Origin of the sequence: Roseobacter sp. HKCCD7870, from assembly GCF_037830315.1 — a bacterium.
Lineage (GTDB): Bacteria > Pseudomonadota > Alphaproteobacteria > Rhodobacterales > Rhodobacteraceae > M30B80.
Genome location: NZ_JBBLYO010000001.1, coordinates 1,508,940 through 1,532,749 on the forward strand (window position 1 = coordinate 1,508,940; position 23,810 = coordinate 1,532,749).

A 23,810-nucleotide genomic window follows, 5' to 3' on the forward strand; every position below is an offset into this window, starting at 1 on the left:
GGATTACGCGATCCGCGCAACCACATAATCCGCTAAGTCGCGCATCATATCGCGCAAGGGATGATCAGGAAGGCCGGCCAAAGATGTCTTTGCGTGATCCGCAAACCGCAAGGCCTCAACGCGGGTTTCTTCAAGCGCACCATGGCGGGTCAAAATGGCAAAGGCCTGTTCCAAATCCCCTTCGCCCTGATCCCCGCGGCCAATCGTGCGCGCCCAGAATTCACGCTCGGTTGCATCGGCCTTAGCAATCGCACGAATGACGGGCAGGGTCATTTTCCGCTCACGGAAATCATCGCCCGTATTCTTGCCCATGGCCCCCGAAGCACCGCCCCAATCCAAAAGATCATCAACGATCTGGAAGGAAACGCCCAACGCATCGCCATATTGGGCAAGGGCCTCACGATCTGCATCACCGCGCCCCGCCAGAACGGCGCCCGACTCGGTGGCCGCCTGAAACAGGGCGGCAGTCTTGCCGCGGATCACCTGCATATAGGTGTCCTCACTGGTGGTGATATCCATCGCGGCGGTCATCTGCAGAATCTCGCCCTCTGCAATCGTTGCCGCCGCATTGGAGAGAATTTCCAAAACATCCAAATTTTGCGGCTCGACCATCAACTGAAACGCGCGCGCAAATAGATAATCGCCGACCAAGACCGAGGATTTATTGTCCCAAAGCAAATTCGCAGTCGGACGACCACGGCGCTGGTTGCTTTCATCGACCACATCATCATGCAAGAGCGTGGCCGTGTGGATAAACTCTACGGTCGCGGCCAATTTAATATGGCCCTCGCCTTCGTATCCGCACAGATTGGCCGCCGCCAAAGTCAGCATCGGGCGAATACGCTTTCCGCCTGCATCAATCAAATGTGCCGCCACCTCGGGAATGCGTGGCGCGTGCCGCGAAGCCATGCGTTCACGGATCAACTGATCCACAGCGCCCATTTCCGCCTCAAGATGGGCGGCCAAAAGCTCATGCGGTTTTGCACTGGCATGGTCTAGCGACATGAATTCTCTTTCTCCCGTGACCCGCAGCCTCTCTCGACAGACGCGATCGGGGGGCCTAAATCAACCTGATGCATGAAGTTCTGCGCAGCAACGATCCAACGGTCATCGCCTTTGCCTCCGTCATCTTATCTGGCGAGGGTATAGAGGTGTTCGAGTTTGACGTAAATATGAGCCTGCTTGAAGGCTCCATTGGCATATTGCCGCGCCGATTGATGGTGCGGCGGCAGGATTTGCACATGGCGCGCATCGCATTGCGCGATAATGGTTTAGAGGTCAGCCCATGAGCGTGCCTTTCTCGGACGATGATCTGACCTGCGATGGTTTTTTGGATGGCGCGCTTCAGATCTACCAGCCAAGCACAGGCTATCGCGCCGCCACAGACCCGATCTTTTTGGCGGCAGCCTGTCCGGCGCGCGCGGGTCAATCGGTGTTGGAATTAGGCTGCGGGGTTGGCACAGCCAGCCTAGCTTTGGGAAAGCGTATTGCTGACTTACGCATGGTCGGGGTTGAGCGGCAGGAAAACTATGCGCAGCTTGCACGGCGCAATGCCGACAATGCCGCCCTTCCCTTAGAGGTCGTGGTTGCGGATCTAACCACTCTGTCACGGCATCTCACTGAAACTTTTGATCATGTCATGGCCAACCCGCCTTTTTTCGCAACAGGGGATGGAACAGGGGCCAAGGATGCAGGGCGTGAAGCAGCACGGCGCGAGGAGACAGGGTTAAACGACTGGATCAGCTGCGCACAAAAGCGCCTAAAGCCAAAAGGATGGCTGACCCTCATCCACATCGCTGAACGTCTGCCAGAAATATTGGCGGCCCTTCAGGCCGAGAAATTTGGCGGGATTTCCATTTTGCCCCTGCAATCCCGCGCAGGGCAAACCGCAAAGCGCGTGGTGATCCGCGCGCGCAAATTGGCGAAAACACCTGCCACCCTCTGCCCGCCCTTCATCATTCATGCGGGCGCGGCCCATGAAAAGGATGGCGATGACTATTCGGATGCCGCCCGCGCCGTTCTGCGCCAAGGTGCGGCGATCAACTGGCCATAAGACCAGCATCGGCAAACTGCCGCGCATCATGACAGTTTTATGAAGGGAATGCGTGACACGACTCAAAATCCGTGATGCACTGATTTTGCCAAACATTAACGAGAGGAGATTTGACCATGTCACTGAACGGACATTTGCAGCAACTCAAGAAGAAGCACGAAACCCTCTCAAAACGCGTGGAAGAAGCGCAACGAAGTCCAAGCATGGATGGATCAGAAATCCGCGAGCTGAAAAAGCAAAAGCTGAAAATCAAAGAAGAAATTGCCCGCCTAAACGGCTGAGCCAAAAGAAAACCGCCCCCCACCAGAGTGAGGGGCGGTTTTTTCATCAGCTTCGTGATTACACGAAGAACTGCGCCCCATTGGCGGAGATGGTAGATCCATTGATGAACCCAGCATCATCGGATGCAAGGAAGGCCACGCAGCGGGCGATTTCGTCAGGTTCACCCAAGCGACCCGCTGGGATGCCTGCAACGATTTTCGCGCGCACCTCTTCAGGGATCGCCATAACCATTTCGGTTGCAATATAGCCGGGGCAAATCGCGTTGGCCGTAATGCCTGCGCGCGCGCCTTCTTGGGCCAGAGATTTCACAATCCCCAAATCTCCCGCCTTGGTCGCGGCGTAATTCACTTGGCCGAACTGGCCCTTTTGGCCATTGATCGAAGAGATCACAATGACACGGCCAAATTTGCGCTCGCGCATTCCAGGCCAAATCGGATGAACCGTGTTGAACACACCCGTCAGGTTGGTGTCGATCACCTCATGCCATTGTTCGGGCGTCATTTTGTGGAAAGGCGCATCGCGGGTGATACCCGCATTGGCGACAACAACATCAATTGGGCCAAGATCAGCCTCAACCTTGGCGATACCCGCAGCGGAATCTTCGTAAGAGCCAACATTCCATTTATAGGTTTTGATGCCTGTGGCCTTGGTGAATTCCGCAGCTTTCTCATCATTGCCCGCATAGGTTGCAGCAACCTCATAGCCTTCGGCCTTTAAACGCTTGGAAATTGCCTCCCCAATGCCGCGGCTGCCACCTGTTACTAATGCTACTCTTGCCATATCTTCCTCCGATCAGGCCTAGGTCTGTGTAACGTTGTTATGATAGATATGCTGCGTGCGCAACATTGTTTCGCATATGATTTTGCGGATGCAAAAAGGGGCGCCCGAAAGCGCCCCTTGCGAAATACCCCAATAAGTTGCCTCAGGGGCGTTCAAGGCACATGGCCACGCCCATGCCGCCGCCGATGCACAAGGTCGCCAGACCTTTTTTCGCATCACGGCGCTGCATTTCGAACAAAAGCGTGTTCAGGATACGACAGCCAGACGCACCAATCGGGTGGCCAATGGCAATCGCGCCGCCATTCACGTTCACAATATCAGGGTTCCACCCCATATCCATGTTCACAGCACAGGCCTGCGCAGCAAAGGCTTCGTTGGCTTCAACCAAATCAAGATCAGCAGCAGCCCACCCCGCTTTGTCCAATGCCTTACGTGACGCATAGATCGGGCCAACACCCATGATCGAAGGGTCAAGACCTGCAGTAGCATAAGAAGCAATGCGCGCCAATGGGGTTAGACCGCGCTTCTGCGCGTCTTCTTCTGACATCAACAACACCGCGGCAGCGCCATCATTGAGGCCCGAGGCATTGCCCGCTGTCACAGAGCCATCCTTTGCAAAGGCAGGACGCAAGCCTGCCATCGCTTCGACTGTTGCGCCATGGCGGATATATTCATCGCTATCAACAACGGTTTCACCCTTACGCGTTTTCAGCGTAACAGGGGTGATCTCATCCACGAATTTACCTGCCTTTTGCGCCGCCTCAGCCTTGTTCTGGCTCGCAGCCGCAAATTCGTCCTGAGCCTCGCGGCTGATTTGCCATTGATTGGCGACATTCTCGGCGGTCTGGCCCATGTGATAGCCGTTAAACGCATCCCACAAACCATCACGAATCATTGTGTCGATATAGGCCAAATCACCCATTTTCTGGCCCTGACGCAGGCAGGCTGCATGGGGGCTCATCGACATATTTTCTTGACCACCAGCGGCAACGATTGCGGCGTCACCCAACATGATGTGCTGTGCCCCAATTGCGACTGAACGTAGGCCCGAACCGCAGACCTGATTGATGCTCCATGCGGCCGCTTCCTTTGGGAAACCTGCATTAATATGCGCCTGACGCGCGGGGTTCTGACCTTGTGCCGCTGTCAAAACTTGCCCCAAAATTGTCTCGGACACTTCGGATTTATCAATCCCTGCACGGGCCACAATGGCCTCAAGCACAACGCGCCCAAGTTCATGGGCAGGCGTATTTGCGAATGATCCCAGAAAACTACCTACCGCTGTGCGTGCAGCAGAAACAATCACCACGTTGGTCATTAGACGTCCTTTCCTGACCTATCCCTGCCGACCCCGTGGCGGAGAGGAGAGGGCCGCGGGGCCGAAATTCTTTCCTCCGGTTCTAGTGATAGGCCTTCATCGCTCAACCGACAACAGACTTTGTTGTCGCGCTTTCTAGACATCTGCGCGATTGACAGATTAACGCGACCCAGGGCGCACCCGCCATGGCGCAGCAATAGAGGGGTGAATAGGGGCGGTTTCCTTCAGCCACGGCTTTTCCAAACTGGGCACGGCATATACATATCCTTGCAACCCATCAAAGCCCGCCCGTGACAGCCAATCGGCATGAGCAGGGTTTTCAATCCCTTCCGCCACAATCAGCATATCAAAATGGCGTGCCACGGATTGGATCGCAGAACATAAAACCTGATTGTCGGGATCATCGGCGACATGCGCCACTAATTGCGCATCAACCTTCAGAATATCAAACGAGAAGTCCCGCAAATAGCGCAAGGCAGTATTCCCTGCCCCAAAATCATCCAAGGCAAAGCTAACCCCTTCGCGTGCAGATCCCGCATAAACGGCGTCACCAATTCAGGCATCTGCATCGCGCTTGTCTTAGTGATCTCAAGGATCAAACGTTCCAAATCTTGCGGATGGGCGGCAATATGAGCGGCCAGAATTTTATGAAACGGCGCATAGCCGATAGAGCGGGCTGACATATTCACCGCAAGACGCGGATGCGGCGCTTCATGTATAGCTGCAAGCCCCATCGCAAGGGCCGCACAATCCAGTCTGCGGCCAAGTTCTGTGGCCTCAACCTCCATGATAAAATCGCGGGCGGGGATCAACCGCCCCGCCTCATCAAATACGCGCACCAACCCCTCGTAAAAGGCAGGGCCTTTCCCATGGGCCCGCATAATCGGCTGAAATGCTAAGGCGACATCCCCGCGCCTCAAAGCCCCTTCGACTAGGGCAATTGCCCCGCGCCGCATATCGGTCATGGCAACCGCGAAAGGGCTGGCCAAATCAGGATTTGCAAAATCGCTGCGCGGCACGGTCATGGTCATCTCCAATTGCTGCCTTGTAGATGTGCCGTGCCAACTCTTAATGTGAGGTGAACAAAGGGGCAGATTATGGATGATCCAACGATAATTCGCTGCGCATGGTGTTTAGGCGATCCCGACTACATCACCTATCACGACCAAGAATGGGGGCGGCCCCTTAATGAGAGCCGCGGGCTGTTTGAAAACTTGTGTCTTGAAGGGTTCCAAGCAGGCCTAAGTTGGATCACGATCCTGCGAAAGCGCGAGAATTTTCGCGCTGCTTTTGCAGGGTTTGATCCCCATGCACTTGCCAAATGGGGTGCAGCGGATATTGAGCGATTGATGCAAGATCAAGGCATCATTCGCCACCGCGGTAAAATTGAGGCTACCCTTACAAATGCACAGGCCTATCTCAAACTTGAGGCTGAGATTGGCTTTTCAAAATTTATCTGGGGCTTTGTGGATCACACCCCGCAGATAAACCGCCCCCAAACCCTTGGTGATGTTCCAGCACAAACCGCAACCTCGGCGGCGCTGTCCAAGGCCCTAAAGCAGGCAGGGTTCAAATTCTGCGGCCCCACAACAGTTTATGCCTTTATGCAAGCCAGCGGGCTTGTGAATGACCATTTTGCAACCTGTGCCTTTGCGCCAAATATCACATAGCCCCCAAAAGCGCGGATTTGTCTCTTGGAAGTTCAAGGCTTTCCCTGTTAGGGAAACCCAAACGACAATCGAGGACATGACATGGCCACACGGCGCGCTTTGGTAACGGGTTCATCTGGTTTTATCGGGTTTCACCTGTCGCAGCGTCTCTTGGCCGATGGGTGGGAGGTTCTGGGCCTAGATGCCATGACCGATTACTATGATGTCACCCTCAAAGAACGCCGCGAGGCGATGCTGAACCAGTCGCCCAATTTCCGCGTTGTGCATGATCGGGTTGAGGGTGCGGGTGTCATGGATGGGCTCATGGCCGATTTCCATCCTGACGCGGCGATCCACCTGGCCGCGCAAGCGGGGGTGCGTTATTCCATCGACAATCCCGAAAGCTATGTCGAAGCCAATTTGATCGGAACCTTCCGCGTGCTTGAGGCCGCGCGCCATCACAAGCCCGCACATTTACTGATCGCTTCGACCTCCTCCGCCTATGGCGCGAATGAGACGATGCCCTATGCCGAAACGCAAAAATGCGACACACAGATGTCTTTCTATGCGGCAACCAAGAAATCCAACGAAGTGATGGCGCATTCCTATGCCCATCTCTTCGACATCCCCACCACATTGTTTCGGTTTTTCACGGTCTACGGCCCATGGGGCAGGCCTGATATGGCACTATTCAAATTCACCAAGGCGATCCTCGAAGGTAAGCCTATTGATGTCTACAACCATGGCGAGATGGCCCGTGATTTTACCTATGTCACTGATCTGGTTGATGGGATTGTGCGTCTGATTGATGCCATCCCGACCCGCCCCAACGCGGCCACTGAGATTGCTGAAGGCGATAGCCTTTCACCTGTTGCGCCCCATCGCATTGTGAATATCGGAAATTCACAATCAGTGCCTTTGATGGAATTCATCGCCGCCATAGAAGCGCGTCTTGGGATCGAGGCGCAAAAGAATTTCATGGGTATGCAAGCAGGCGATGTGCCTGCCACATGGGCTGATGCGAGCCTTTTGATGCGCTTAACAGGCTACAAGCCACAAACTACAGTGCAAGACGGAGTTGCCGCGTTTGTGGACTGGTATCGCAATTATTATCGCTGCTAGGACGAGAACAAGATTGGCCAAAAAGGGACATTAAACCATGCGGATTGCAATGATTGGCACAGGCTATGTTGGCTTGGTTTCGGGGGTCTGCTTCTCGGATTTTGGGCATGAGGTGATCTGTGTCGACAAAGCCCCAGAAAAAATCGCTAAACTGAATAAGGGTGCGGTTCCAATTTATGAGCCTGGCCTTGAGGATCTGATGGCCCGCAATGTCGAGGCGGGGCGGCTGTCCTTTACAACGGATTTGGCGCAAGCTGTGGATGGGGCAGATGCTGTGTTTATTGCTGTTGGCACGCCCACGCGGCGGGGCGATGGCCATGCTGACCTCACCTATGTCATGGCCGCCGCCGAAGAAGTCGGGCGCGCGCTGACAGGCTACGCCGTGGTGGTGACGAAATCGACTGTGCCTGTTGGCACCAACCGCAAGGTGCAAGAGGTTGTGGCACAGGTCAATCCAAAGGCGGAGTTTGATGTTGCCTCAAACCCCGAGTTTCTTCGGGAAGGGGCCGCAATTGACGATTTCATGAAGCCAGACCGCGTTGTGGTTGGCGTGCAATCAGAGCGCGCAGCCAAGGTTATGGCCGAGATTTATCGCCCCCTGTATCTGCGCGATTTTCCAATAGTGACCACCGATTTGGAATCGGCGGAAATGATCAAATACGCGGCCAATGCCTTTCTTGCGACCAAGATCACCTTCATCAATGAAATCGCCGCGCTCTGCGAAAAAGTCGGCGCGGATGTGAAGGAAGTCTCAAAAGGTATGGGGCTTGATGGGCGCATTGGAAATAAGTTTCTACATGCAGGGCCAGGGTATGGTGGGTCTTGTTTCCCCAAGGACACCCAAGCCTTGGCGCGGATTGGTCAGGATTTTGCGGCCCCCCAACAGATTGTAGAAACAGTGATCCGCGTGAATGACGCAGTTAAACTGCGCATGATCGAAAAACTGCGTGATCTGTGCGATGGCAGTTTCAATGGCAAGAAAATCGCCGTGCTGGGCGTAACCTTCAAGCCAAACACCGATGATATGCGCGATGCGCCTTCGCTTACCATTGTGCCCGCTCTTGTGGGCGGCGGCGCGACCGTGCATGTAGTCGACCCGCAAGGCCACCGCGAAGGGGAACATCTGTTGCCAAATGTGACATGGTGCGATGACCCCTATACCGCTGCGGAAGCCGCCGATCTTTTGGTGATCCTAACCGAGTGGAACGAGTTCCGCGCACTGGATTTAACCCGTTTGTCCAAAGGCATGGCGCAGGCGCGCATGGCCGATTTGCGAAATATATACAGCCGCCAAGATGCGCTAAACGCAGGCTTTGCCACCTATGACGCTATAGGACGCTAAGGGTTTAAGCCAAACCTGCCCGCAGGCAATCGTGCAAGTGCAACAGACCGACAGGGCGTTGCTCATCATCCAACGCGAAAAGGGCTGTGATTTTATGCGCAGACATGACCGCCAAGGCCTCGGCAGCAAGGGCATCTGGGGCGGTCACGCGGGGGGATTTGGTGGCGACATCACCAGCCGTGCAGGACATCAGCCGCACCATGTTGCGCCGCAAATCCCCGTCTGAGATCACCCCATCAAGGCGACCTTCGCCGTCCAAGACCCCCACGATACCGAAGCTTTTCTCGGTCATCACCAACAGGGTCTCAGGCATCGGGGTAGTCACCTGAACCAAGGGCAAGGCCGCCCCTTCATGCATCAATTGCGCAACTTTTGACAATTGTGCGCCCAGTTTCCCGCCGGGATGAAAGGTGCGGAATTGATCGGGTCGAAAACCGCGCTGCTCCATGACACAAACGGCCAATGCATCGCCCAAGGCAAGTGTCAGGGTCGTTGAGGTTGTCGGCGCCATCCCAATCACACAAGCCTCAGGCGCGGCAGGCAAGGTCAAGCGATACTGCGCCGCCCGCATCAATGTGCTGTCTTCGCGCCCTGATATGCCAATCATCGGGATTGAAAACCGCGCCACATGGGCCACGATATCGCCCAATTCAGCCGTTTCACCTGAGTTTGAGATCAAAATTACCAAATCCTCAGGGGTGATCATACCTAAATCACCGTGGCTTGCCTCAGCAGGGTGGACAAAAGCCGAAGGTGTGCCAGTCGAAGCAAGGGTTGAGCTGATCTTGCGCGCAATATGCCCCGATTTTCCGATACCAGATAAGATCACACGGCCTTTCGCGGCCAGCATGGCCTCAACCGCGCCGTCAAAATCAGCAGGCAAATGCGCGGCCAAAGCCATCACCGCATCCGCCTCAATTTTCAAAACGCGGGCGGCGGTGTCGCGGATCGCGGCCAATTTATCCTGCTGTGTCATAATCTCTTGCCCGATCTGGTTGGTGTGGCGTGCTGTGGTCTGACTTAGACAAAAAATCAAGCTTTGCACAGGGTCTCACATGCATTTGAGGGGTTTTGAGAACGGGATACACCTGTCAAAGTCGTGCTCAAAGCAAGTCGCACCTGAGGGGGGATAAAATGAACCGCCGTTTTGGCAATTGGCCAGATCCAAACCAGTATCACCGCCCCCGCGCAGGGGCCTATGCGATTATTGATGCAGGTGATGGCATTCTGGCCACATTCCAAGAGGATCCAGACCCCGAATTTCAATTGCCTGGAGGCGGGATTGACGCAGGCGAAACCGCCATCCAAGCCTTGCATCGCGAAGTTTTGGAAGAAACGGGATATCGCATCCATGGAATTCGCCGCTTGGGGATGTTTCATCGCCATACATTTATGCCCGATTATGGCTATCACGCACATAAACAATGCCACATCTTCTATGCCCAACTGGGGCGCCGCATGGGGGATCCAACAGAGGCAGGCCATAGCGCGATTTTCCTGCCGTGGGACGAGGCTGAAACGCTATTAGCCGTGTCAGGGGATCGGCATTTTGTGCGGCAACTCCTGGCCCATTATGGCCGATAAGCCAACATGGCGGCAGCGCGTGCATTTCATGCGTTGCGCGGGGCGGCCAGTAATCTTGGCCTAACCAGCTTTTGCGAATATTGCCACAGACTTGAACATCGTGAGGGGCTCGCAACACAGGCCGATCTCGACAGTTTGACCCGACTGCTTTCGACCGGTCTTGCGGCGCTGGCGCACCATATCCCCCAACTTGGCGCCGAGATTTAGACCGCGCTTTTCAAATCAAAAACTCAGCTAAAACCTCGTCATTGGTAATGTCGCGACAGGCAAATCCACGCGCCTCAATCCGCGCCATTAGATCAGGAAAATGCGCGGCGTCTTTTGTTTCAATCCCAATTAAAACCGACCCGAAATTGCGTGCGGATTTCTTCAAATACTCAAATCGCGCGATATCATCATCTGGGCCAAGCAGGTTCAAAAATTCGCGCAGGGCCCCTGGGCGCTGCGGCATACGCAAGATGAAATATTTCTTGACGCCCAAGAAGCGCATTGCGCGCTCTTTGACTTCGGGCAATCGCTCGAAATCGAAATTTCCGCCAGAGGTCACACAGACCACCGACTTACCCGCAATCTCATCAGCAATTTCAGGCAAAACATCAACCGACAAGGCCCCCGCAGGTTCTAGCACAATGCCTTCGATGTTGAGCATCTCTTGAATCGTCACGCATATCCGGTTTTCAGGTGCCAAATGCACGCGTTCAGGCTTGATATGATTGAGCCGCGCAAAGGTTTTTTCACCAATCCGCGCAACAGCCGCGCCATCGACAAACGTATCTTCAATTTTGACCGTCTTTGGCACGCCCTCGGCCAATGCTGCGGTCAGACTTGGGCCGCCCACAGGTTCAACCAAGGTCACTGCCTGATCACGCCCGAGATACGACAACATACCCGCTGACAACCCCCCGCCTCCTACAGGCAACACCAAGCAATCGGGGGCGTGGCCCAGTTGCTCGACCATCTCAACAGCCACCGAAGCCTGCCCCTCAATCACATCTTCATCATCAAAAGGTGACAGGAAATGAGCACCTTCGCGCGCGCAAAATCCCTGCGCTGCGGCCAATGTCTCATCGAAATAATCGCCAACCAATTCAATGCGCACATTGGCCCCCCCAAAGGCACGGGTTTTGGCGATCTTCTGCTGTGGCGTGGTGACGGGCATGAAAATCACACCCTCAACCCCAAAATGCTGGCAGACATAGGCCACGCCTTGTGCGTGATTGCCCGCACTGGCGCAAACGAATTGCCGGCGCGTGGCATCCACGGCCAAGGCCTTGCGCATTGCGTTAAAGGCACCGCGAATTTTATACGAGCGCACAGGACTAAGATCCTCGCGCTTTAGCCAAATATCCGCGCCATAGCGCTCTGACAGATAAATATTTTTCTGCAAAGGCGTGGGCGCAAACAAGGCGCGCATAGCCTGTTCGGCAGCTTTGGCATTATTTTTAAAATCATTCATTCCCTAGGCCTGCCTTAAAGATTGCCCCCTGTCTAGCCTGCGCAATGCGCCAAGCGGATACTGCACCAACTTGCGTCCCTCGCCAAAACCCGTTATCGCGCGCCAATCCCTTTCAAATTCGGAGCTAAACGATGTCTGCGCCCAAGAAAGTTGTTCTCGCTTATTCAGGTGGTCTCGATACATCCATCATCCTGAAATGGCTGCAGAGCGAATATGGCTGCGAGGTCGTGACCTTTACCGCCGATCTGGGTCAAGGCGAAGAACTGGAGCCCGCACGCAAAAAGGCCGAATTGCTGGGCGTGTCCGAAATTTTCATCGAAGATCTCCGCGAAGAATTCGTGCGCGATTTTGTTTTCCCGATGTTCCGCGCCAATGCGCTTTACGAGGGGCTTTATCTTCTTGGCACATCCATCGCGCGCCCGCTGATTTCCAAGCGTTTGGTTGAAATTGCCGAAGCCACTGGGGCCGATGCGATCTCGCATGGGGCAACGGGCAAGGGCAATGACCAAGTGCGTTTTGAATTGGCCGCCTACGCGCTTAACCCAGACATCAAAGTCATCGCACCGTGGCGGTTGTGGGATTTGACCAGCCGCACAAAATTGCTGGATTTTGCAGAAAAAAATCAAATTCCTATCGCCAAGGACAAACGCGGCGAAGCCCCATTTTCAGTGGATGCAAACCTGCTGCACACCTCTTCTGAAGGGAAAGTTCTCGAAGACCCCGCACAAGAAGCGCCCGACTACGTCTATCAGCGCAGCGTCCATCCTGAAGACGCGCCTGACACGCCCGAAATGGTGGAAATCACGTTTGAGCGCGGTGATGCAGTTGCAATCAATGGCACCGCAATGAGCCCTGCCACAATCCTGACCAAGCTTAATGAATTGGGCGGCAAGCACGGCATTGGCCGCCTTGATCTGGTTGAAAACCGCTTTGTTGGGATGAAATCGCGCGGCATTTATGAAACACCAGGCGGCACGATTTTGCTTGAGGCCCATCGCGGGATTGAGCAGATCACCTTGGATAGCGGCGCGGGCCATCTGAAAGATTCCATCATGCCGCGCTATGCGGAACTGATCTATAACGGCTTCTGGTTCAGCCCTGAGCGCGAAATGCTTCAAGCGCTAATCGACAAAAGCCAGGAGCATGTATCTGGCACTGTGCGCGTCAAACTCTATAAGGGAGCGGCACGCACTGTGGCGCGTTGGTCTGATCACAGCCTATATTCCGAGGCCCATGTGACCTTTGAAGAGGATGCGGGCGCCTATGATCAAAAAGATGCGCAGGGCTTTATCCAGCTGAACGCGCTGCGCTTGAAACTGTTGGCCGCGCGCAATCGCCGCCTAAAAGGTTAATCGTTCCTGCGCTCTTGGGCCTGCATCCAAGCCCAAGAACTGACGCACATCTCATCTAGCCCGCGCTTTGCTTCAAACCCAAGCAGATCGCGGGCTTTTTCTGTTTTGGCACAATAAATTGGCACATCCCCCTCACGGCGCGCGACAATCTCATAGGGCAACTGGCGGTTCGTAGCGCGCTCATAGGCGGCGATCATTTCCAAGACCGAATACCCCCGCCCCGTCCCAAGATTGACCAAATGCCCGTGCCCCTGCCGCAACTGCGCCAAAGACAGAACATGGCCTTCGGCCAAATCTTCAACATGGATATAATCCCGAACGCCCGTGCCATCGCGCGTGTCATAATCATTTCCAAAAACCGAGATTTTTGCCAATGCGCCAGTGGCCACCTTGGCAATATAGGGCATCAGATTGTTTGGAATATCCGCAGGGTCTTCGCCAATCAGCGCCGAGCCATGCGCCCCAGCGGGGTTGAAATAACGCAAAACACCCACCGCCCATTCCGGATCAGCTGCGCACAGATCTTGCAACATTTCTTCGCAGATGATTTTGGTGCGCCCGTAAGGGTTCATCGCGCGGCGTGGCGCAGTTTCGGGCGTTGGGGTTTCATCAGGCTCACCATAAACTGTGGCGGATGACGAAAACACAAGGCGCTTACACCCTGCCCGCTCCATTGCGCCGAGGAGGTTCAAAAAACCACCCACGTTATTATCAAAATACGCCAATGGCTTGGCAACGCTTTCGCCCACCGCTTTATGGGCAGCCAAATGAATCACCCCGCCAAATTCATGTTCCTGAAAGGCCTGATCAAGGCAGGCACTGTCGCGGATGTCCCCCTCAATAACGCTTGGGGCCGTGCCCATAATCTGCGCCAAACGCACAGGCACATCGCGGCGGGCGTTGTTAAAATTATCGAATATGACGGGGGTATAGCCCGCCTCATGCAAAGCGACCACGACATGCGAGCCAATATAGCCCGCCCCACCTGTTACCAGAATTTGCTTTGCCATGGATCACCCGTGCGGAAACTGCGGTATTGTTAATCCTGCTGTCAGAAAACACCCGCGCGGTCAAACCCCTGATCGCTATTTGGCTTTGGGCAAAGTGATCGCTTTGGCCTTTGGAACCAGCGCATTGATCTGGCGCAGATGCTGAGGCAGGCAGACTTTTTCAAAGTCATAGGACTTCACCACTTGGGCACGGGCGGCTTTGCCGAGTTTCTCACCGAGTTTGTAATCCGACAAAAGTTGGATCGCCTTTTCGGCGATCTCATCAGGGTTCAATAAATCCGCTAAAAGCCCCGTCTTGCCATCTTTAATCACCTCGCGCACGGGAGCCGTGCCAGAGGCCACAATAGGGGCCTGCATCGACATCGATTCAAGCAAAGACCAGGACAAACAAAGGGCACCGTCAAATAGATGTGACAGCGCGAGAGCTGAATAATGGTGCGATAATCCGCATAAGGCACACGGCCTAAAAAGTGGACACGCGACCAATCAAGGTCTTTGCCCACTTTTTGCTCCATTTGCGCGCGATATCCCCCTTGGATATCCGATTTCTTGCCATATGAGGCCTCATTGCCACCAATGATCAACGCCCTTGCATTCGGCCGCGCCTCTAGGATTTTTGGCAAAGCGCGCATGAAGTGGTGGAAACCGCGCACAGGCTCCAAATTGCGCGCCATATAGGTGAAAACCTCATCCTCTCGCGTCAGTTTCTTCGCAAGCCGAGACAGCCCGATTGTGGCATCTGGATCAGCCATAAGCCTGTCCGTTCGGATGCCATCGTGGCAGGTGTAAAATTTAGAATGGAAGCTTTTGGGAAAGGTATCGTGCTGCCATTTCGTGGGTGTAACCCCTCGATCAACCGTTTCCAAATTGGCAAAGTTCATCGCGTTGCGCGCATGCATGATGTAGGGCGTGTCTTTGGAAGACGGATATTCAGGATCAAAGCCAACACTGCCGCCCTCATTGAGAAAGAAATATTCAAAATATCCAATGACAGGGCATCCGGGCCAAACCTGACGCACAAAGGTCAACTCACCCCAACCAATATGTCCCAAGATGATGTCGGGTGTGAACCCTTCGGCCTTTATCGCCTGCATCGCAACGGCCGCGCCATAGCCATTGCCACAACATTATTCCCAATATTTACTGAGGGCATAGGCACCGTCAGAGGGTCTGTGATGGGTTGGATAGCTGACAATCTTGACCCCATCGCGCGGCGCAATGCCCTGTCTTTGGGTCAGAAACACAATTTCATGCCCACCTTGTGCAATCAGCCAAGACAATATTTCTCGATACTGACCGGGATAATTTTGGTGAACCATCAAAATTTTCATATGCGCCTTACCCCGTTCGCAGCCTGAGGCGGTTTTTGCGCAAGCCACGCGCAATGAGAGCCAAATCAAAGTTATGGCCCGTAAATGACCATCGAAATTTGCCCAGATTGTGGCAGCCGCATGGCGGCTTTGCGGCCCAAAGCGTGGTTTGGGTCTTGCCCTTGGACGACCTATATGAAAGCAGACCGCGGTTGACGGGGCGCGGCCTTTGGCTGACCCTGACCGAAAAGGCGCGATTATTTTAGGCGAGGGACGAAAGAGAATGACTGTTGGCGCGGATGCCGCTTGGGATGATGTGGTTTTACCATTTCAATTAGACGCTTCCGATATTCGGGGGCGCGTGGTGCGCCTTGACCAGACGCTGGATCAAATTCTTAGCCAACATGATTACCCATCAGGGGTTGAGGCTATGGTGGCTGAGATGGTGCTTTTGACCGCCTTGATCGGACAGACCATAAAACTGCGTTGGAAATTGTCGCTGCAATTACGCGGTGATGGGCCGCTGCGTTTGATCGCGACAGATTTTTATGCCCCTGAAAGCGAGGGGAAACCCGCCCGCATCCGTGCCTATGCGAGTTACGACAAAGACAAATTTGACAACAGCGCCGCACCCTTTCCACAGGCGGGCAAGGGCTATTTCGCACTTCTCTTGGATCAAGGCACGGGCAGCGCGCCCTATCAGGGCATCACACCTCTGACGGGCGATGCCTTGCGCGGTTGTGCAGAGGCTTATTTTGCACAATCCGAACAGTTACCGACACGGTTTATGTTGGGCTATGGTCGTTCCTCCACCCCAGGGCAGGAGGGAGAGAATTGGCGCGCAGGCGGCGTGATGCTTCAGCATATGCCCAAAGCAAGCCCGCATGTGACTGGCGAAGGCGGATCAGGGGAAGCGGGGCTTTTGGCCGCAACCGATCTTCTCAATGAGGATGAGGGCGAAAATTGGAACCGCGCCAATATCCTTCTTGATACTGTAGACACGTTTGAATTGATTGGCCCCTCTCTCAGCCAGACGGATCTCTTGCTGCGCTTGTTCCATGAGGAATCTCCACGCGTCTTTGATCCGCTACCAGTGCGGTTTGGCTGCACCTGTTCGGAGGCGCGGGTGCGTCAAAGCCTGTCGATCTATTCGGCCAAAGATATCGCGCATATGACCACGGAAGACGGGCAGGTCTTGGCCGATTGCCAATTCTGCGGGGCGCATTATGAATTCGACCCTGAAACCCTTGGGTTCGAGGCGACAAAACCCGTGCCAGAGGTGTAAAGGGCCAATGGCGGGGGCGGCGGGAAAGATCACTCTAGATCAGGTGATGGCGGCGTTTGAGCGGCCCGCCAAACCCTCCTCCGATTATGATTTGAACCCTGACATCAAATTGCCTGCGGGACGCAAACTGCGCCCTGCCGCTGTGCTTTTCGGCATCGAGGCCTTTGGGGCCACGCCACAGGTTGTATTGACCAAACGCGCCTCGCATTTGGCCCATCACCCTGGACAAATTGCTTTCCCAGGCGGCAAGCAGGACGAAACCGATGCTAGCCTCGATCATACCGCCCTGCGCGAGGCGCATGAGGAAATCGGTCTGCCTGTGGCACAGGTCAATGTGCTGTCCCATCTGTTGCCGCATGAAACAGTCACGGGCTATCTGATCACCCCGATCTTGGCTGAAATCACCGCGCCCTTTACAGCAATGCCAGAAGCGAACGAAGTAGACGAGGTGTTTCGCGTCCCGCTTTCCTTCGTGATGGAGCCGCAGAATTTCCGTATAGAGGCCCGCCGCTGGCAGGGACAGTGGCGCAAATTCTATGCCGTGCCCTATGGCCCCTATTACATTTGGGGCGCGACCGCGCGGATATTGAAATCTCTTGCGGATCGTATCACATGAACCAATCCCCTATCATATCCGCAGGTTGGCTTTCCAATCGCACCACGCAAGCAGCCTTGGCACTTTTGAGCGATGCAGGCCACCAAGCCTATGTTGTGGGCGGTGCGGTGCGCAATCACCTGATGGGTCATGCGGTGGGGGATATTGATATCGCCACAGATGCAACCCCACAGCAGGTAATCGAATTGGCGCAAGCGGCCTCTGTAAAATGCTTAGAAACGGGCATTGAACACGGCACCGTAACCCTTATCCTATCGGGGGAAAGTTATGAAGTGACCAGCTTTCGCCGTGATGTCGAAGCCCATGGCCGCCGCGCAACCGTAGCCTTTGGCACAAGCCTGACCGAGGATGCCATGCGGCGGGATTTCACGATCAACGCACTCTATGTTGATGCGGGCGGTGCGATATCTGATCCCACGGGCCAAGGCTTGGACGATCTGCGCAGGGGTCTGTTGCGCTTTATCGGGTCGGCGCATCACCGCATCCGTGAGGATTATCTTCGTATTTTACGCTTCTTCCGATTTCATGCGCATTATGCACCGCCAGATGCAGGGTTTGATCCCGACATACTCGCGGCCTGTGCGGCACTGGCAGACGGGCTAGACCAGTTGTCGCGCGAACGGATTGGGGCAGAGATGATCAAGCTTCTGTGCGCCCAAAACCCCGCACCCGCCTTGGCCGCGATGGAGCAAGCGGGAATTTTACATCACTGCATCACAGGCGCAAATCTGCGCGCCTTAGGCCCAGTTTTGCATTTTGAGGCCGAGCGCGGCTTTGCACCTGATCCCGCCCTTAGGCTTGCCGCGATTGGGGGGGAAGATCCGCAAACGGAACTCCGTCTATCCAAATCTATGACCCAAAATGTGGCAGTTTTGCGCGAGACAGCTACGGGCAACATGGCGGGCGCAGAATTGGGCTATCGCCATGGTGAGAAAATGGCCCACGCGGCGCTGATGCTGCGCCATGCCTTCTTTGAAACCACGCTTGATCTCTCTGAATGGGAAGCCGCAACATTGGGCGCACAGGCGGAGTTTCCAATTCGCGCAGCCGATCTCATGCCCAAGTTGCAGGGGCCAGACTTGGGCAAAGCCCTTGCGGAGTTAGAAGCACGTTGGATTGCCTCAGGCTTTCGCCTGACCCGCAGCGATCTTTTGGCGCTTTAAGATTACCTCATGACGGCAGGCCCACACCATGCTAGGGCAGTGCCATGAGCGCGATCCCATCAAAAAGCGAAATCCTGCAATGGATTTCCGATCATCCACATGCCAGTTCAAAACGCGATATCGCGAAGGCTTTTGGTATCAAAGGGGCCGCGCGCATTGATCTCAAGCGCCTTCTCAAAGAGCTTGAAGAAGAAGGCCATCTGCGCCGCGCCAAGAAAACCTATGCCGACCCCGATAAATTACCACCCGTGGCCATCCTGACAGTTTTGGCCGAAGATAGCGCAGGGGATCAATTCTGCCGTCCGATGGAATGGCAGGGCGAGGGGGACGCGCCAAAAATTCTATATGTTCCCCGTGAGGCTGATCCTGCCTTGGGTGAAGGCGACCGTATCCTTGCTCGTTTGCAAGAGGTTCATGGCGAAGACCACAGCTACCTCGCGCGCCTTATTCGGCGCATCGGCACCAATCCCCGCAAATTCATTGGTATTTTCCGTACAACCTCGGAAGGTGGGCGTATTTTGCCCGTCACCAAAGGATCAGACAAAGAATGGCGCGTGGCCTCAGATGCCACCTTATCCGCAAAAGATGGCGAGTTGGTCGAGGCAGAGCTTGCAGGGCCAAAGTCCCGCATGGGCCTGCCGCGGGCGCGCATCGTGACACGGCTTGGCGATCCAAGCGCGCCGAAGGCGGTCAGCCTCATTGCTATCCATGAACATGGGCTGCGCGATAATTTCCCAGACGAGGTCATCGCAGAGGCTGACAAAGCCAAACCAGCATCAAAATCAGGTCGTGAAGATTTAACCAATCTTCCTTTCGTGGCCATTGACCCCTCAGACGCGCGTGACCATGATGATGCGTGCTATGCGCATGCAGACCCTGACCCGAAGAACAAAGGCGGTCATGTCATCTGGGTCGCGATTGCCGATGTCGCGCATTATGTGCGCGCGGGCAGTGCGCTTGATCGCGAGGCAAAAAAGCGCGGCAATTCTGCCTATTTCCCAGATCGCGTTGTGCCGATGCTGCCTGACCGATTATCGGGGGATCTTTGCTCTTTGCATGAGGGCGTTTTGCGCCCCTGTCTTGCCGTGCGGATGGTCATTGATGCAACGGGTGAGAAAAAGGCGCAAAGCTTTCATCGCGGGCTTATGCGCTCGGTCGCATCTTTGTCCTACGAAGAGGCGCAGGCCGCCCAAGACGGCGCCCCAACCCCGCGTTGCGAGACTTTGATGGAGCCCGTCATCGCGCCCCTCTTTGCGGCTTATGAGGCACTCAAAACCGCGCGGGCGCGCCGCCAACCGCTTGACCTTGATCTTCCAGAGCGGCGTATCATTCTCTCCGAAGAAGGCGAGGTTGAAAGCGTGGCCTTCCGCGACAGGCTAGACGCGCATCGCCTGATTGAAGAATTCATGGTTTTGGCCAATGTCGCCGCAGCTGAAACTTTGATTGCGAAAAAATCGCCGCTCTTGTTCCGCGTTCACGAAGAACCCGATCCCGACAAGCTGGACGCTTTGCGCGAGACGGCCGCCACAGCGGGGCTTGTTTTGGCGAAAGGTCAGGTGTTGATGACCCGCCATCTCAATGCACTTTTGGCGCAGGCCGAGGGCACGGATCACGATGAGTTGATCAATATTTCCACCTTGCGCTCTATGCAGCAGGCTTATTACCACCCCGAAAATTTCGGCCATTTTGGTCTTGCTCTGCGGGCTTATGCCCATTTCACATCCCCCATTCGCCGTTATGCAGATTTGATCGTGCATCGGGCGCTGATCTCGTCTCACGGATTTGGCAAGGATGGCTTGAGCGCCGAAGATATCGAAACGCTGGACGTCACCGCTAAACAAATCTCCGAAGCTGAGCGCCGCGCGATGGTGGCCGAGCGAGACACGACCGACCGTTATCTGGCCGCCTATCTCAAGGATCGCGTGGGGGCGGAATTAACAGGTCGCATTTCAGGTGTGGCGCGGTTCGGCGCATTCGTGAAACTGGACGAAACGGGCGCAGACGGCTTATTGCCCGTGCGCAGCTTGGGCCGCGAGTTTTTCCATTTTGATGCAGACACCCAGACATTGATGGGTGCGGATACGGGTTTAACCTTAGGCATTGGGGATCGCGTCTTGGTGCGCCTGACGGAGGCCTTGCCCGTGACAGGCGGCATTGGTCTTGAGCTACTAGAAATTCACGGCACGCAACACCGCCCCAACACAGGCGGCAAACGCGGCAAGCGCGGCTTTGGCGGGCGCAGATCGGGCCAAGCTGAAGCCAAAAAGCTTAAATTGCGCAAATTGAAAAAGCGAAAATCCTAATCTCGATTGCCCCTAGGCGGAATGCATTCTGCGCGCTAGGTTTGTCCATGAGCGGCAAAACCAAGCGCCAGCGGGCTGTTGCTGGTCTGTATCGGGGAATAAAAATGCAGGTGAAGCAAAACGCCTTGCAATGGTGCGTGGCTATGGCCGCCATTTTCATATCGCTTGGCGCAGAGGTAAGCTTGGCTCAGGGATTAGCGGTCAGCAGTTCACCCTTGCCTTACCCACGACCTGCCACGCTCAGCACCCAATCCAACCCTGCACCCCGCGAAAGTTTTTCTCAATGGCGCGCAGATTTCGCATACCGCGCCGTGGCACAAGGTATTTCGCCCGCAGTGGTAGATGCCGCCCTTGGCCGAATGACCCCTTTAGATGAGGTTGTGCGTCTTGATGGCAATCAATCCGAATTTGTGCGCCCCATTTGGGACTATCTCGACAGCGCCGTGTCCACGCAACGCATCGAAGGCGGGCGGGCCAATTATCAAAGGTGGCGCGAAGATTTGGCGCGGATCGAATCTCAATTTGGCGTTCCTGGAGAGGTGGTTGTCGCCGTTTGGGGGGTCGAGACATCCTATGGCAGTTTCCGTGGAAACACAGACACATTGCGCGCATTGGCCACGCTGGCATGGGAAGGGCGCAGGCGCGCCTATTTCGAAGCCGAACTTCTCGCCGCCTTGCAAATCCTAGAGATCGGGGCGGTCAGCCCCCGCGCCTTTGCAGGGTCATGGGCAGGGGCAATGGGGCATACGCAATTCATGCCAACCAGCTATCTGGCCTATGCGGTCGATTACACGGGCGATGGTCGCGCAGATATTTGGGGCGATGACCCGCGCGATGCCTTGGCCTCAGCCGCCAATTTCCTGAGCGAAGCAGGATGGCGGCGCGGGCAACCTTGGGCGTTAGAGGTGCGCTTGCCACAAGGATTTGACTATCGCCTTGCCAGTCGTGAGGAAAAACGCGGTGCCGGTTTTTGGCGCAACCGCGCAGTCACCCTCGCGGATGGTGAACCCTTGCCAGATCATGGGCCCTCTGCGCTACTCCTCCCCGCAGGGGCGAATGGTGTGGCGCTTATGGTCTACGATAATTTTGGTGTCCTAGAGCGCTATAACCCCGCTGACAGCTATGTGATCGCGCTAGGTCATTTGTCAGATAGGATCGTGGGGCGTTCAAACGGATTTCGCGCCACATGGCCCCGCAATGACCGCGTCCTAACGCGGAGTGAGCGTGCAGAATTGCAAACACTACTCACCGCGGCAGGGTTTGATACAGGCGGGGTCGATGGGCGGATTGGGCCCAATAGCGTGGCAGCAATCCGCGCCTATCAAATTGCCAACGGCCTCCTACCTGACGGCTATGCCAGCCCCGATCTTTTACGCCGCCTGCAATAGGTGGGACTCGACTCTTTCTGGGGCGTGGACTAAATAAGAACAAAATGTGAACATTTGATGGATGATTTCGAATGTCCGCCCCCGCCCCCCAAATGGCCCGTGCCAAAACGCGCCGCATTTTGTCGATCTATTTGCCGCATCTTGCTGCGGAGCAAATCTTGCGCCTGCATCGCGGCACGAGCCTGCAACCACTTGCCGTGATTGCGGAAGCGGGCAATCGGCAAGTTCTCTCCTCGCTCTGCCCAAAAGCACAAGCCGCAGGGCTTTATCGTGGACAAGCGTTAAGCGCCGCTATGGCGCTATGTGCAAATCTGATCACCCGCAGTCAAAACCCCGCGCAAGAACAAGCCTTTCACAAGGCGCTGTGTCGATGGACAGAAAAATTTTCGCCTTGGATCGCGGCTGAGGGGACAGATGGTCTGGTGATGGATATTTCTGGCTGCGCCCATCTTTTTGGTGGGGAAACCGCCATGGCCGAGACCATTTGCGCCGATCTCGCGGCATTGGGGCTAAGTGCGAAAATTGGGCTTGCCGATACGCGCGGGGCAGCTTGGGCCTTGGCCCGCTTTGGACATGGTCGTGGCGAAGCGCAACAAGCCCGTGGTGATGCCATCAGCCAAGAAGCGCGCGCTACGCGGGCACGCGCCGCTTTGCGCAGGCGTGACATGGGCCCAAAATTTGCGCCACTTGCCCGCCAAAGCAAAGAGGCGTCTATTCATATCGCACCCCCGTTAGAAACCCGCGCGGCAGTTTTGCCCTTGCCTATCGCCGCTTTGAGGCTTGGGGACGAAACGATAGACGGGTTGGCACGGCTTGGCCTGCATCAGATTCACCATCTGCTTGCGCAACCCCGCGCAGGTCTGGCACGGCGCTTTGGCCCGTTTTTGCTCCAGCGCCTTGACCAAGCTTTGGGAAGTCTTGCCGAACCTGTCTCGCCCGCGCGCAGTACGCCCTATTTCGCGGTGCGCATGAGCTTTCCCGAACCCATTGGCACAAGTAATGATCTTGATGCAGCGATCCTACGTTTAACCGAAGCGCTGTGTCAAAAGCTCGACAAAGCAGGGCGAGATCTGCGCAGCCTACGTCTTGATCTTGCCGAAATGACCGAAGCGCGCCGTCATATCACTTTGCGGCTTGCGCGCAGCCATACCGATGCGCGCACCGTTTACAGCCTGTTGAAATTACAGATGGAACAAGGCCTCAAAGATTTAGAACCTTCTACAGCCTTTGATATGATCCGCCTTGAGGCGCTGCAAACCGAGGCGCGCAATGCCATCGCACATCAAGGCGGGGATAGTTCCGCGCGCGCCCATGCGGCGCGCAGCGCCTTGGACGATCTGATCACGCGCATTGGCACAAGGATTGGGCTAGAAGCAATCACCCGACCCCATCCGGCAGAAAGCCATCTGCCCGAAAAATCACAGAAGTCTCTTGCGGCCGCATGGTCAGACCCGTTTGGGGGCCTATGGCCACGCGCGCATCTTCCGCGCCCTTTAACCCTATTCAAGCCCGAATTTATTGATGCCCCCGACAGCCCAGAACCGCCATTTCGCTTTGCATGGCGGCGACAAAATTTCACTGTGAAATCCTATATCGGCCCCGAAAGAATCGCGCCAGAATGGTGGCTTGATGACCCCAATTGGCGCACTGGATTGCGGGATTATTGGTGCATTACCACCGAGCAAGGTGCCAGATTATGGCTTTTTTATGCCCATGGAGGTGCGATAACAGGCGGTTGGTTTGCCCAGGGTGACTTCACCTAAAAAGCGAAACTCAAATAATTTCAATGCATTGCTG

The 23,810-nt window shown here is 55.4% G+C and carries 24 protein-coding genes and 1 pseudogene; 15 read left to right on the forward strand and 10 right to left on the reverse strand.

The annotated features are described in order from the left end of the window. Positions 1-3: 3 nt before the first annotated feature. Positions 4-1,005, reverse strand: coding sequence for a polyprenyl synthetase family protein (locus AAC637_RS07590; RefSeq protein WP_340302986.1), 1,002 nt, complete (start codon positions 1,003-1,005; stop codon positions 4-6). A gap of 68 nt (positions 1,006-1,073) precedes the next feature. Between AAC637_RS07590 and AAC637_RS07595 the strand changes: the two genes are divergently transcribed. From AAC637_RS07595 to AAC637_RS07605, 3 genes are all read left to right on the forward strand, one after another. Then, positions 1,074-1,289 carry a putative signal transducing protein gene (locus AAC637_RS07595; RefSeq protein ID WP_317656846.1) on the forward strand — a complete coding sequence of 72 codons (216 nt, stop codon included), beginning with the start codon at positions 1,074-1,076 and terminating at the stop codon, positions 1,287-1,289. After that, positions 1,286-2,053 (forward strand): tRNA1(Val) (adenine(37)-N6)-methyltransferase, encoded by a 768-nt coding sequence (locus tag AAC637_RS07600; protein WP_340302987.1) that lies wholly within the window; start codon positions 1,286-1,288, stop codon positions 2,051-2,053. Before AAC637_RS07595 ends, AAC637_RS07600 begins: the two co-directional genes overlap by 4 nt. Before the next feature lie 116 nt (positions 2,054-2,169). Continuing rightward, a complete protein-coding gene (locus AAC637_RS07605; RefSeq protein ID WP_340244221.1) occupies positions 2,170-2,334 on the forward strand; it encodes a YdcH family protein in 165 nt (54 codons plus the stop codon). A gap of 58 nt (positions 2,335-2,392) precedes the next feature. Here the strand turns inward: AAC637_RS07605 and phbB are convergent, their stop codons facing one another. From phbB to AAC637_RS07625, 3 genes and pseudogenes are all read right to left on the reverse strand, one after another. Then, positions 2,393-3,115, reverse strand: a complete 723-nt coding sequence (gene phbB / locus AAC637_RS07610; protein ID WP_317656849.1) for an acetoacetyl-CoA reductase — start codon at positions 3,113-3,115, stop codon at positions 2,393-2,395. A gap of 142 nt (positions 3,116-3,257) precedes the next feature. Then, positions 3,258-4,433: an acetyl-CoA C-acetyltransferase gene (locus AAC637_RS07615; protein ID WP_340302988.1), complete on the reverse strand. Its 1,176-nt coding sequence runs from the start codon at positions 4,431-4,433 to the stop codon at positions 3,258-3,260. Positions 4,434-4,592: 159 nt separating this feature from the next. Continuing rightward, positions 4,593-5,464 (reverse strand): annotated as a pseudogene (locus tag AAC637_RS07625) (EAL domain-containing protein). A 66-nt stretch (positions 5,465-5,530) separates the two neighbouring features. Here AAC637_RS07625 and AAC637_RS07630 point away from each other — a divergent pair. The 3 genes from AAC637_RS07630 (at position 5,531) to AAC637_RS07640 (ending at position 8,546) form a co-directional block, all read left to right on the forward strand. Further along, a complete protein-coding gene (locus AAC637_RS07630) occupies positions 5,531-6,103 on the forward strand; it encodes a DNA-3-methyladenine glycosylase I (RefSeq protein WP_340302991.1) in 573 nt (190 codons plus the stop codon). An 81-nt stretch (positions 6,104-6,184) separates the two neighbouring features. Next, positions 6,185-7,204 (forward strand): NAD-dependent epimerase/dehydratase family protein, encoded by a 1,020-nt coding sequence (locus tag AAC637_RS07635; RefSeq protein WP_340302992.1) that lies wholly within the window; start codon positions 6,185-6,187, stop codon positions 7,202-7,204. Positions 7,205-7,241: 37 nt separating this feature from the next. Continuing rightward, positions 7,242-8,546, forward strand: a complete 1,305-nt coding sequence (locus tag AAC637_RS07640) for a UDP-glucose dehydrogenase family protein (protein WP_340302993.1) — start codon at positions 7,242-7,244, stop codon at positions 8,544-8,546. 4 nt (positions 8,547-8,550) lie between these two features. Here the strand turns inward: AAC637_RS07640 and AAC637_RS07645 are convergent, their stop codons facing one another. Further along, positions 8,551-9,522, reverse strand: coding sequence for a KpsF/GutQ family sugar-phosphate isomerase (locus AAC637_RS07645; RefSeq protein ID WP_340302994.1), 972 nt, complete (start codon positions 9,520-9,522; stop codon positions 8,551-8,553). Between the two features lie 158 nt (positions 9,523-9,680). On the opposite strand from AAC637_RS07645, the gene AAC637_RS07650 reads away from it, so the two are divergent. Both AAC637_RS07650 and AAC637_RS07655 read left to right on the forward strand, forming a co-directional pair. Further along, positions 9,681-10,130, forward strand: coding sequence for an NUDIX hydrolase (locus AAC637_RS07650; RefSeq protein ID WP_340302995.1), 450 nt, complete (start codon positions 9,681-9,683; stop codon positions 10,128-10,130). 6 nt (positions 10,131-10,136) lie between these two features. Further along, a complete protein-coding gene (locus tag AAC637_RS07655) occupies positions 10,137-10,337 on the forward strand; it encodes an Hpt domain-containing protein (RefSeq protein WP_340302996.1) in 201 nt (66 codons plus the stop codon). A gap of 10 nt (positions 10,338-10,347) precedes the next feature. Here the strand turns inward: AAC637_RS07655 and ilvA are convergent, their stop codons facing one another. Beyond that, positions 10,348-11,586, reverse strand: a complete 1,239-nt coding sequence (ilvA, locus tag AAC637_RS07660; protein ID WP_340302997.1) for a threonine ammonia-lyase IlvA — start codon at positions 11,584-11,586, stop codon at positions 10,348-10,350. Positions 11,587-11,717: 131 nt separating this feature from the next. Between ilvA and AAC637_RS07665 the strand changes: the two genes are divergently transcribed. Then, entirely contained in the window at positions 11,718-12,938 is a 1,221-nt protein-coding gene (locus AAC637_RS07665; RefSeq protein WP_340302998.1) for an argininosuccinate synthase, read from the forward strand. On the opposite strand, the gene galE is transcribed toward AAC637_RS07665, so the two are convergent. From galE to AAC637_RS07685, 4 genes are all read right to left on the reverse strand, one after another. Beyond that, positions 12,935-13,948 carry a UDP-glucose 4-epimerase GalE gene (galE, locus tag AAC637_RS07670; protein WP_340302999.1) on the reverse strand — a complete coding sequence of 338 codons (1,014 nt, stop codon included), beginning with the start codon at positions 13,946-13,948 and terminating at the stop codon, positions 12,935-12,937. The genes AAC637_RS07665 and galE overlap by 4 nt on opposite strands. Before the next feature lie 75 nt (positions 13,949-14,023). Then, positions 14,024-14,305, reverse strand: coding sequence for a glycosyltransferase (locus AAC637_RS07675; RefSeq protein WP_340303000.1), 282 nt, complete (start codon positions 14,303-14,305; stop codon positions 14,024-14,026). Next, complete coding sequence (locus tag AAC637_RS07680; RefSeq protein WP_340303001.1) at positions 14,257-15,042, reverse strand: glycosyltransferase; 786 nt, start codon at positions 15,040-15,042, stop codon at positions 14,257-14,259. Before AAC637_RS07680 ends, AAC637_RS07675 begins: the two co-directional genes overlap by 49 nt. Positions 15,043-15,075: 33 nt before the next feature. Further along, positions 15,076-15,279: a hypothetical protein gene (locus AAC637_RS07685; RefSeq protein ID WP_340253084.1), complete on the reverse strand. Its 204-nt coding sequence runs from the start codon at positions 15,277-15,279 to the stop codon at positions 15,076-15,078. Between the two features lie 262 nt (positions 15,280-15,541). On the opposite strand from AAC637_RS07685, the gene hslO reads away from it, so the two are divergent. From hslO to AAC637_RS07715, 6 genes are all read left to right on the forward strand, one after another. After that, positions 15,542-16,543, forward strand: coding sequence for an Hsp33 family molecular chaperone HslO (gene hslO, locus AAC637_RS07690; RefSeq protein ID WP_340303002.1), 1,002 nt, complete (start codon positions 15,542-15,544; stop codon positions 16,541-16,543). Positions 16,544-16,550: 7 nt separating this feature from the next. Then, positions 16,551-17,159 (forward strand): CoA pyrophosphatase, encoded by a 609-nt coding sequence (locus AAC637_RS07695; protein ID WP_445322716.1) that lies wholly within the window; start codon positions 16,551-16,553, stop codon positions 17,157-17,159. Then, the gene (locus tag AAC637_RS07700; protein WP_340303003.1) at positions 17,156-18,322 is read left to right on the forward strand and encodes a CCA tRNA nucleotidyltransferase; all 1,167 of its coding nucleotides are present in this window, start codon (positions 17,156-17,158) and stop codon (positions 18,320-18,322) included. Before AAC637_RS07695 ends, AAC637_RS07700 begins: the two co-directional genes overlap by 4 nt. Before the next feature lie 44 nt (positions 18,323-18,366). Next, positions 18,367-20,625 carry a ribonuclease R gene (gene rnr, locus AAC637_RS07705; protein ID WP_340303004.1) on the forward strand — a complete coding sequence of 753 codons (2,259 nt, stop codon included), beginning with the start codon at positions 18,367-18,369 and terminating at the stop codon, positions 20,623-20,625. Positions 20,626-20,672: 47 nt separating this feature from the next. Then, the gene (locus AAC637_RS07710; protein ID WP_340303005.1) at positions 20,673-22,013 is read left to right on the forward strand and encodes a lytic murein transglycosylase; all 1,341 of its coding nucleotides are present in this window, start codon (positions 20,673-20,675) and stop codon (positions 22,011-22,013) included. Between the two features lie 71 nt (positions 22,014-22,084). Further along, on the forward strand, positions 22,085-23,776 hold the full coding sequence (locus AAC637_RS07715; protein ID WP_340303006.1) for a Y-family DNA polymerase: 1,692 nt from the start codon (positions 22,085-22,087) through the stop codon (positions 23,774-23,776). Positions 23,777-23,810: the final 34 nt, after the last annotated feature.

Coding starts and splice junctions, on each gene's coding strand:
- AAC637_RS07590 (WP_340302986.1), bottom strand. CDS start 1,005: ATGTCGCTAGACCATGCCAGTGCAAAACCGCATGAGCTTTTGGCCGCC.
- AAC637_RS07595 (WP_317656846.1), top strand. CDS start 1,074: ATGCATGAAGTTCTGCGCAGCAACGATCCAACGGTCATCGCCTTTGCC.
- AAC637_RS07600 (WP_340302987.1), top strand. CDS start 1,286: ATGAGCGTGCCTTTCTCGGACGATGATCTGACCTGCGATGGTTTTTTG.
- AAC637_RS07605 (WP_340244221.1), top strand. CDS start 2,170: ATGTCACTGAACGGACATTTGCAGCAACTCAAGAAGAAGCACGAAACC.
- phbB (WP_317656849.1), bottom strand. CDS start 3,115: ATGGCAAGAGTAGCATTAGTAACAGGTGGCAGCCGCGGCATTGGGGAG.
- AAC637_RS07615 (WP_340302988.1), bottom strand. CDS start 4,433: ATGACCAACGTGGTGATTGTTTCTGCTGCACGCACAGCGGTAGGTAGT.
- AAC637_RS07630 (WP_340302991.1), top strand. CDS start 5,531: ATGGATGATCCAACGATAATTCGCTGCGCATGGTGTTTAGGCGATCCC.
- AAC637_RS07635 (WP_340302992.1), top strand. CDS start 6,185: ATGGCCACACGGCGCGCTTTGGTAACGGGTTCATCTGGTTTTATCGGG.
- AAC637_RS07640 (WP_340302993.1), top strand. CDS start 7,242: ATGCGGATTGCAATGATTGGCACAGGCTATGTTGGCTTGGTTTCGGGG.
- AAC637_RS07645 (WP_340302994.1), bottom strand. CDS start 9,522: ATGACACAGCAGGATAAATTGGCCGCGATCCGCGACACCGCCGCCCGC.
- AAC637_RS07650 (WP_340302995.1), top strand. CDS start 9,681: ATGAACCGCCGTTTTGGCAATTGGCCAGATCCAAACCAGTATCACCGC.
- AAC637_RS07655 (WP_340302996.1), top strand. CDS start 10,137: ATGGCGGCAGCGCGTGCATTTCATGCGTTGCGCGGGGCGGCCAGTAAT.
- ilvA (WP_340302997.1), bottom strand. CDS start 11,586: ATGAATGATTTTAAAAATAATGCCAAAGCTGCCGAACAGGCTATGCGC.
- AAC637_RS07665 (WP_340302998.1), top strand. CDS start 11,718: ATGTCTGCGCCCAAGAAAGTTGTTCTCGCTTATTCAGGTGGTCTCGAT.
- galE (WP_340302999.1), bottom strand. CDS start 13,948: ATGGCAAAGCAAATTCTGGTAACAGGTGGGGCGGGCTATATTGGCTCG.
- AAC637_RS07675 (WP_340303000.1), bottom strand. CDS start 14,305: ATGCAGGCCCCTATTGTGGCCTCTGGCACGGCTCCCGTGCGCGAGGTG.
- AAC637_RS07680 (WP_340303001.1), bottom strand. CDS start 15,042: ATGCAGGCGATAAAGGCCGAAGGGTTCACACCCGACATCATCTTGGGA.
- AAC637_RS07685 (WP_340253084.1), bottom strand. CDS start 15,279: ATGAAAATTTTGATGGTTCACCAAAATTATCCCGGTCAGTATCGAGAA.
- hslO (WP_340303002.1), top strand. CDS start 15,542: ATGACTGTTGGCGCGGATGCCGCTTGGGATGATGTGGTTTTACCATTT.
- AAC637_RS07695 (WP_445322716.1), top strand. CDS start 16,551: ATGGCGGGGGCGGCGGGAAAGATCACTCTAGATCAGGTGATGGCGGCG.
- AAC637_RS07700 (WP_340303003.1), top strand. CDS start 17,156: ATGAACCAATCCCCTATCATATCCGCAGGTTGGCTTTCCAATCGCACC.
- rnr (WP_340303004.1), top strand. CDS start 18,367: ATGAGCGCGATCCCATCAAAAAGCGAAATCCTGCAATGGATTTCCGAT.
- AAC637_RS07710 (WP_340303005.1), top strand. CDS start 20,673: ATGAGCGGCAAAACCAAGCGCCAGCGGGCTGTTGCTGGTCTGTATCGG.
- AAC637_RS07715 (WP_340303006.1), top strand. CDS start 22,085: ATGTCCGCCCCCGCCCCCCAAATGGCCCGTGCCAAAACGCGCCGCATT.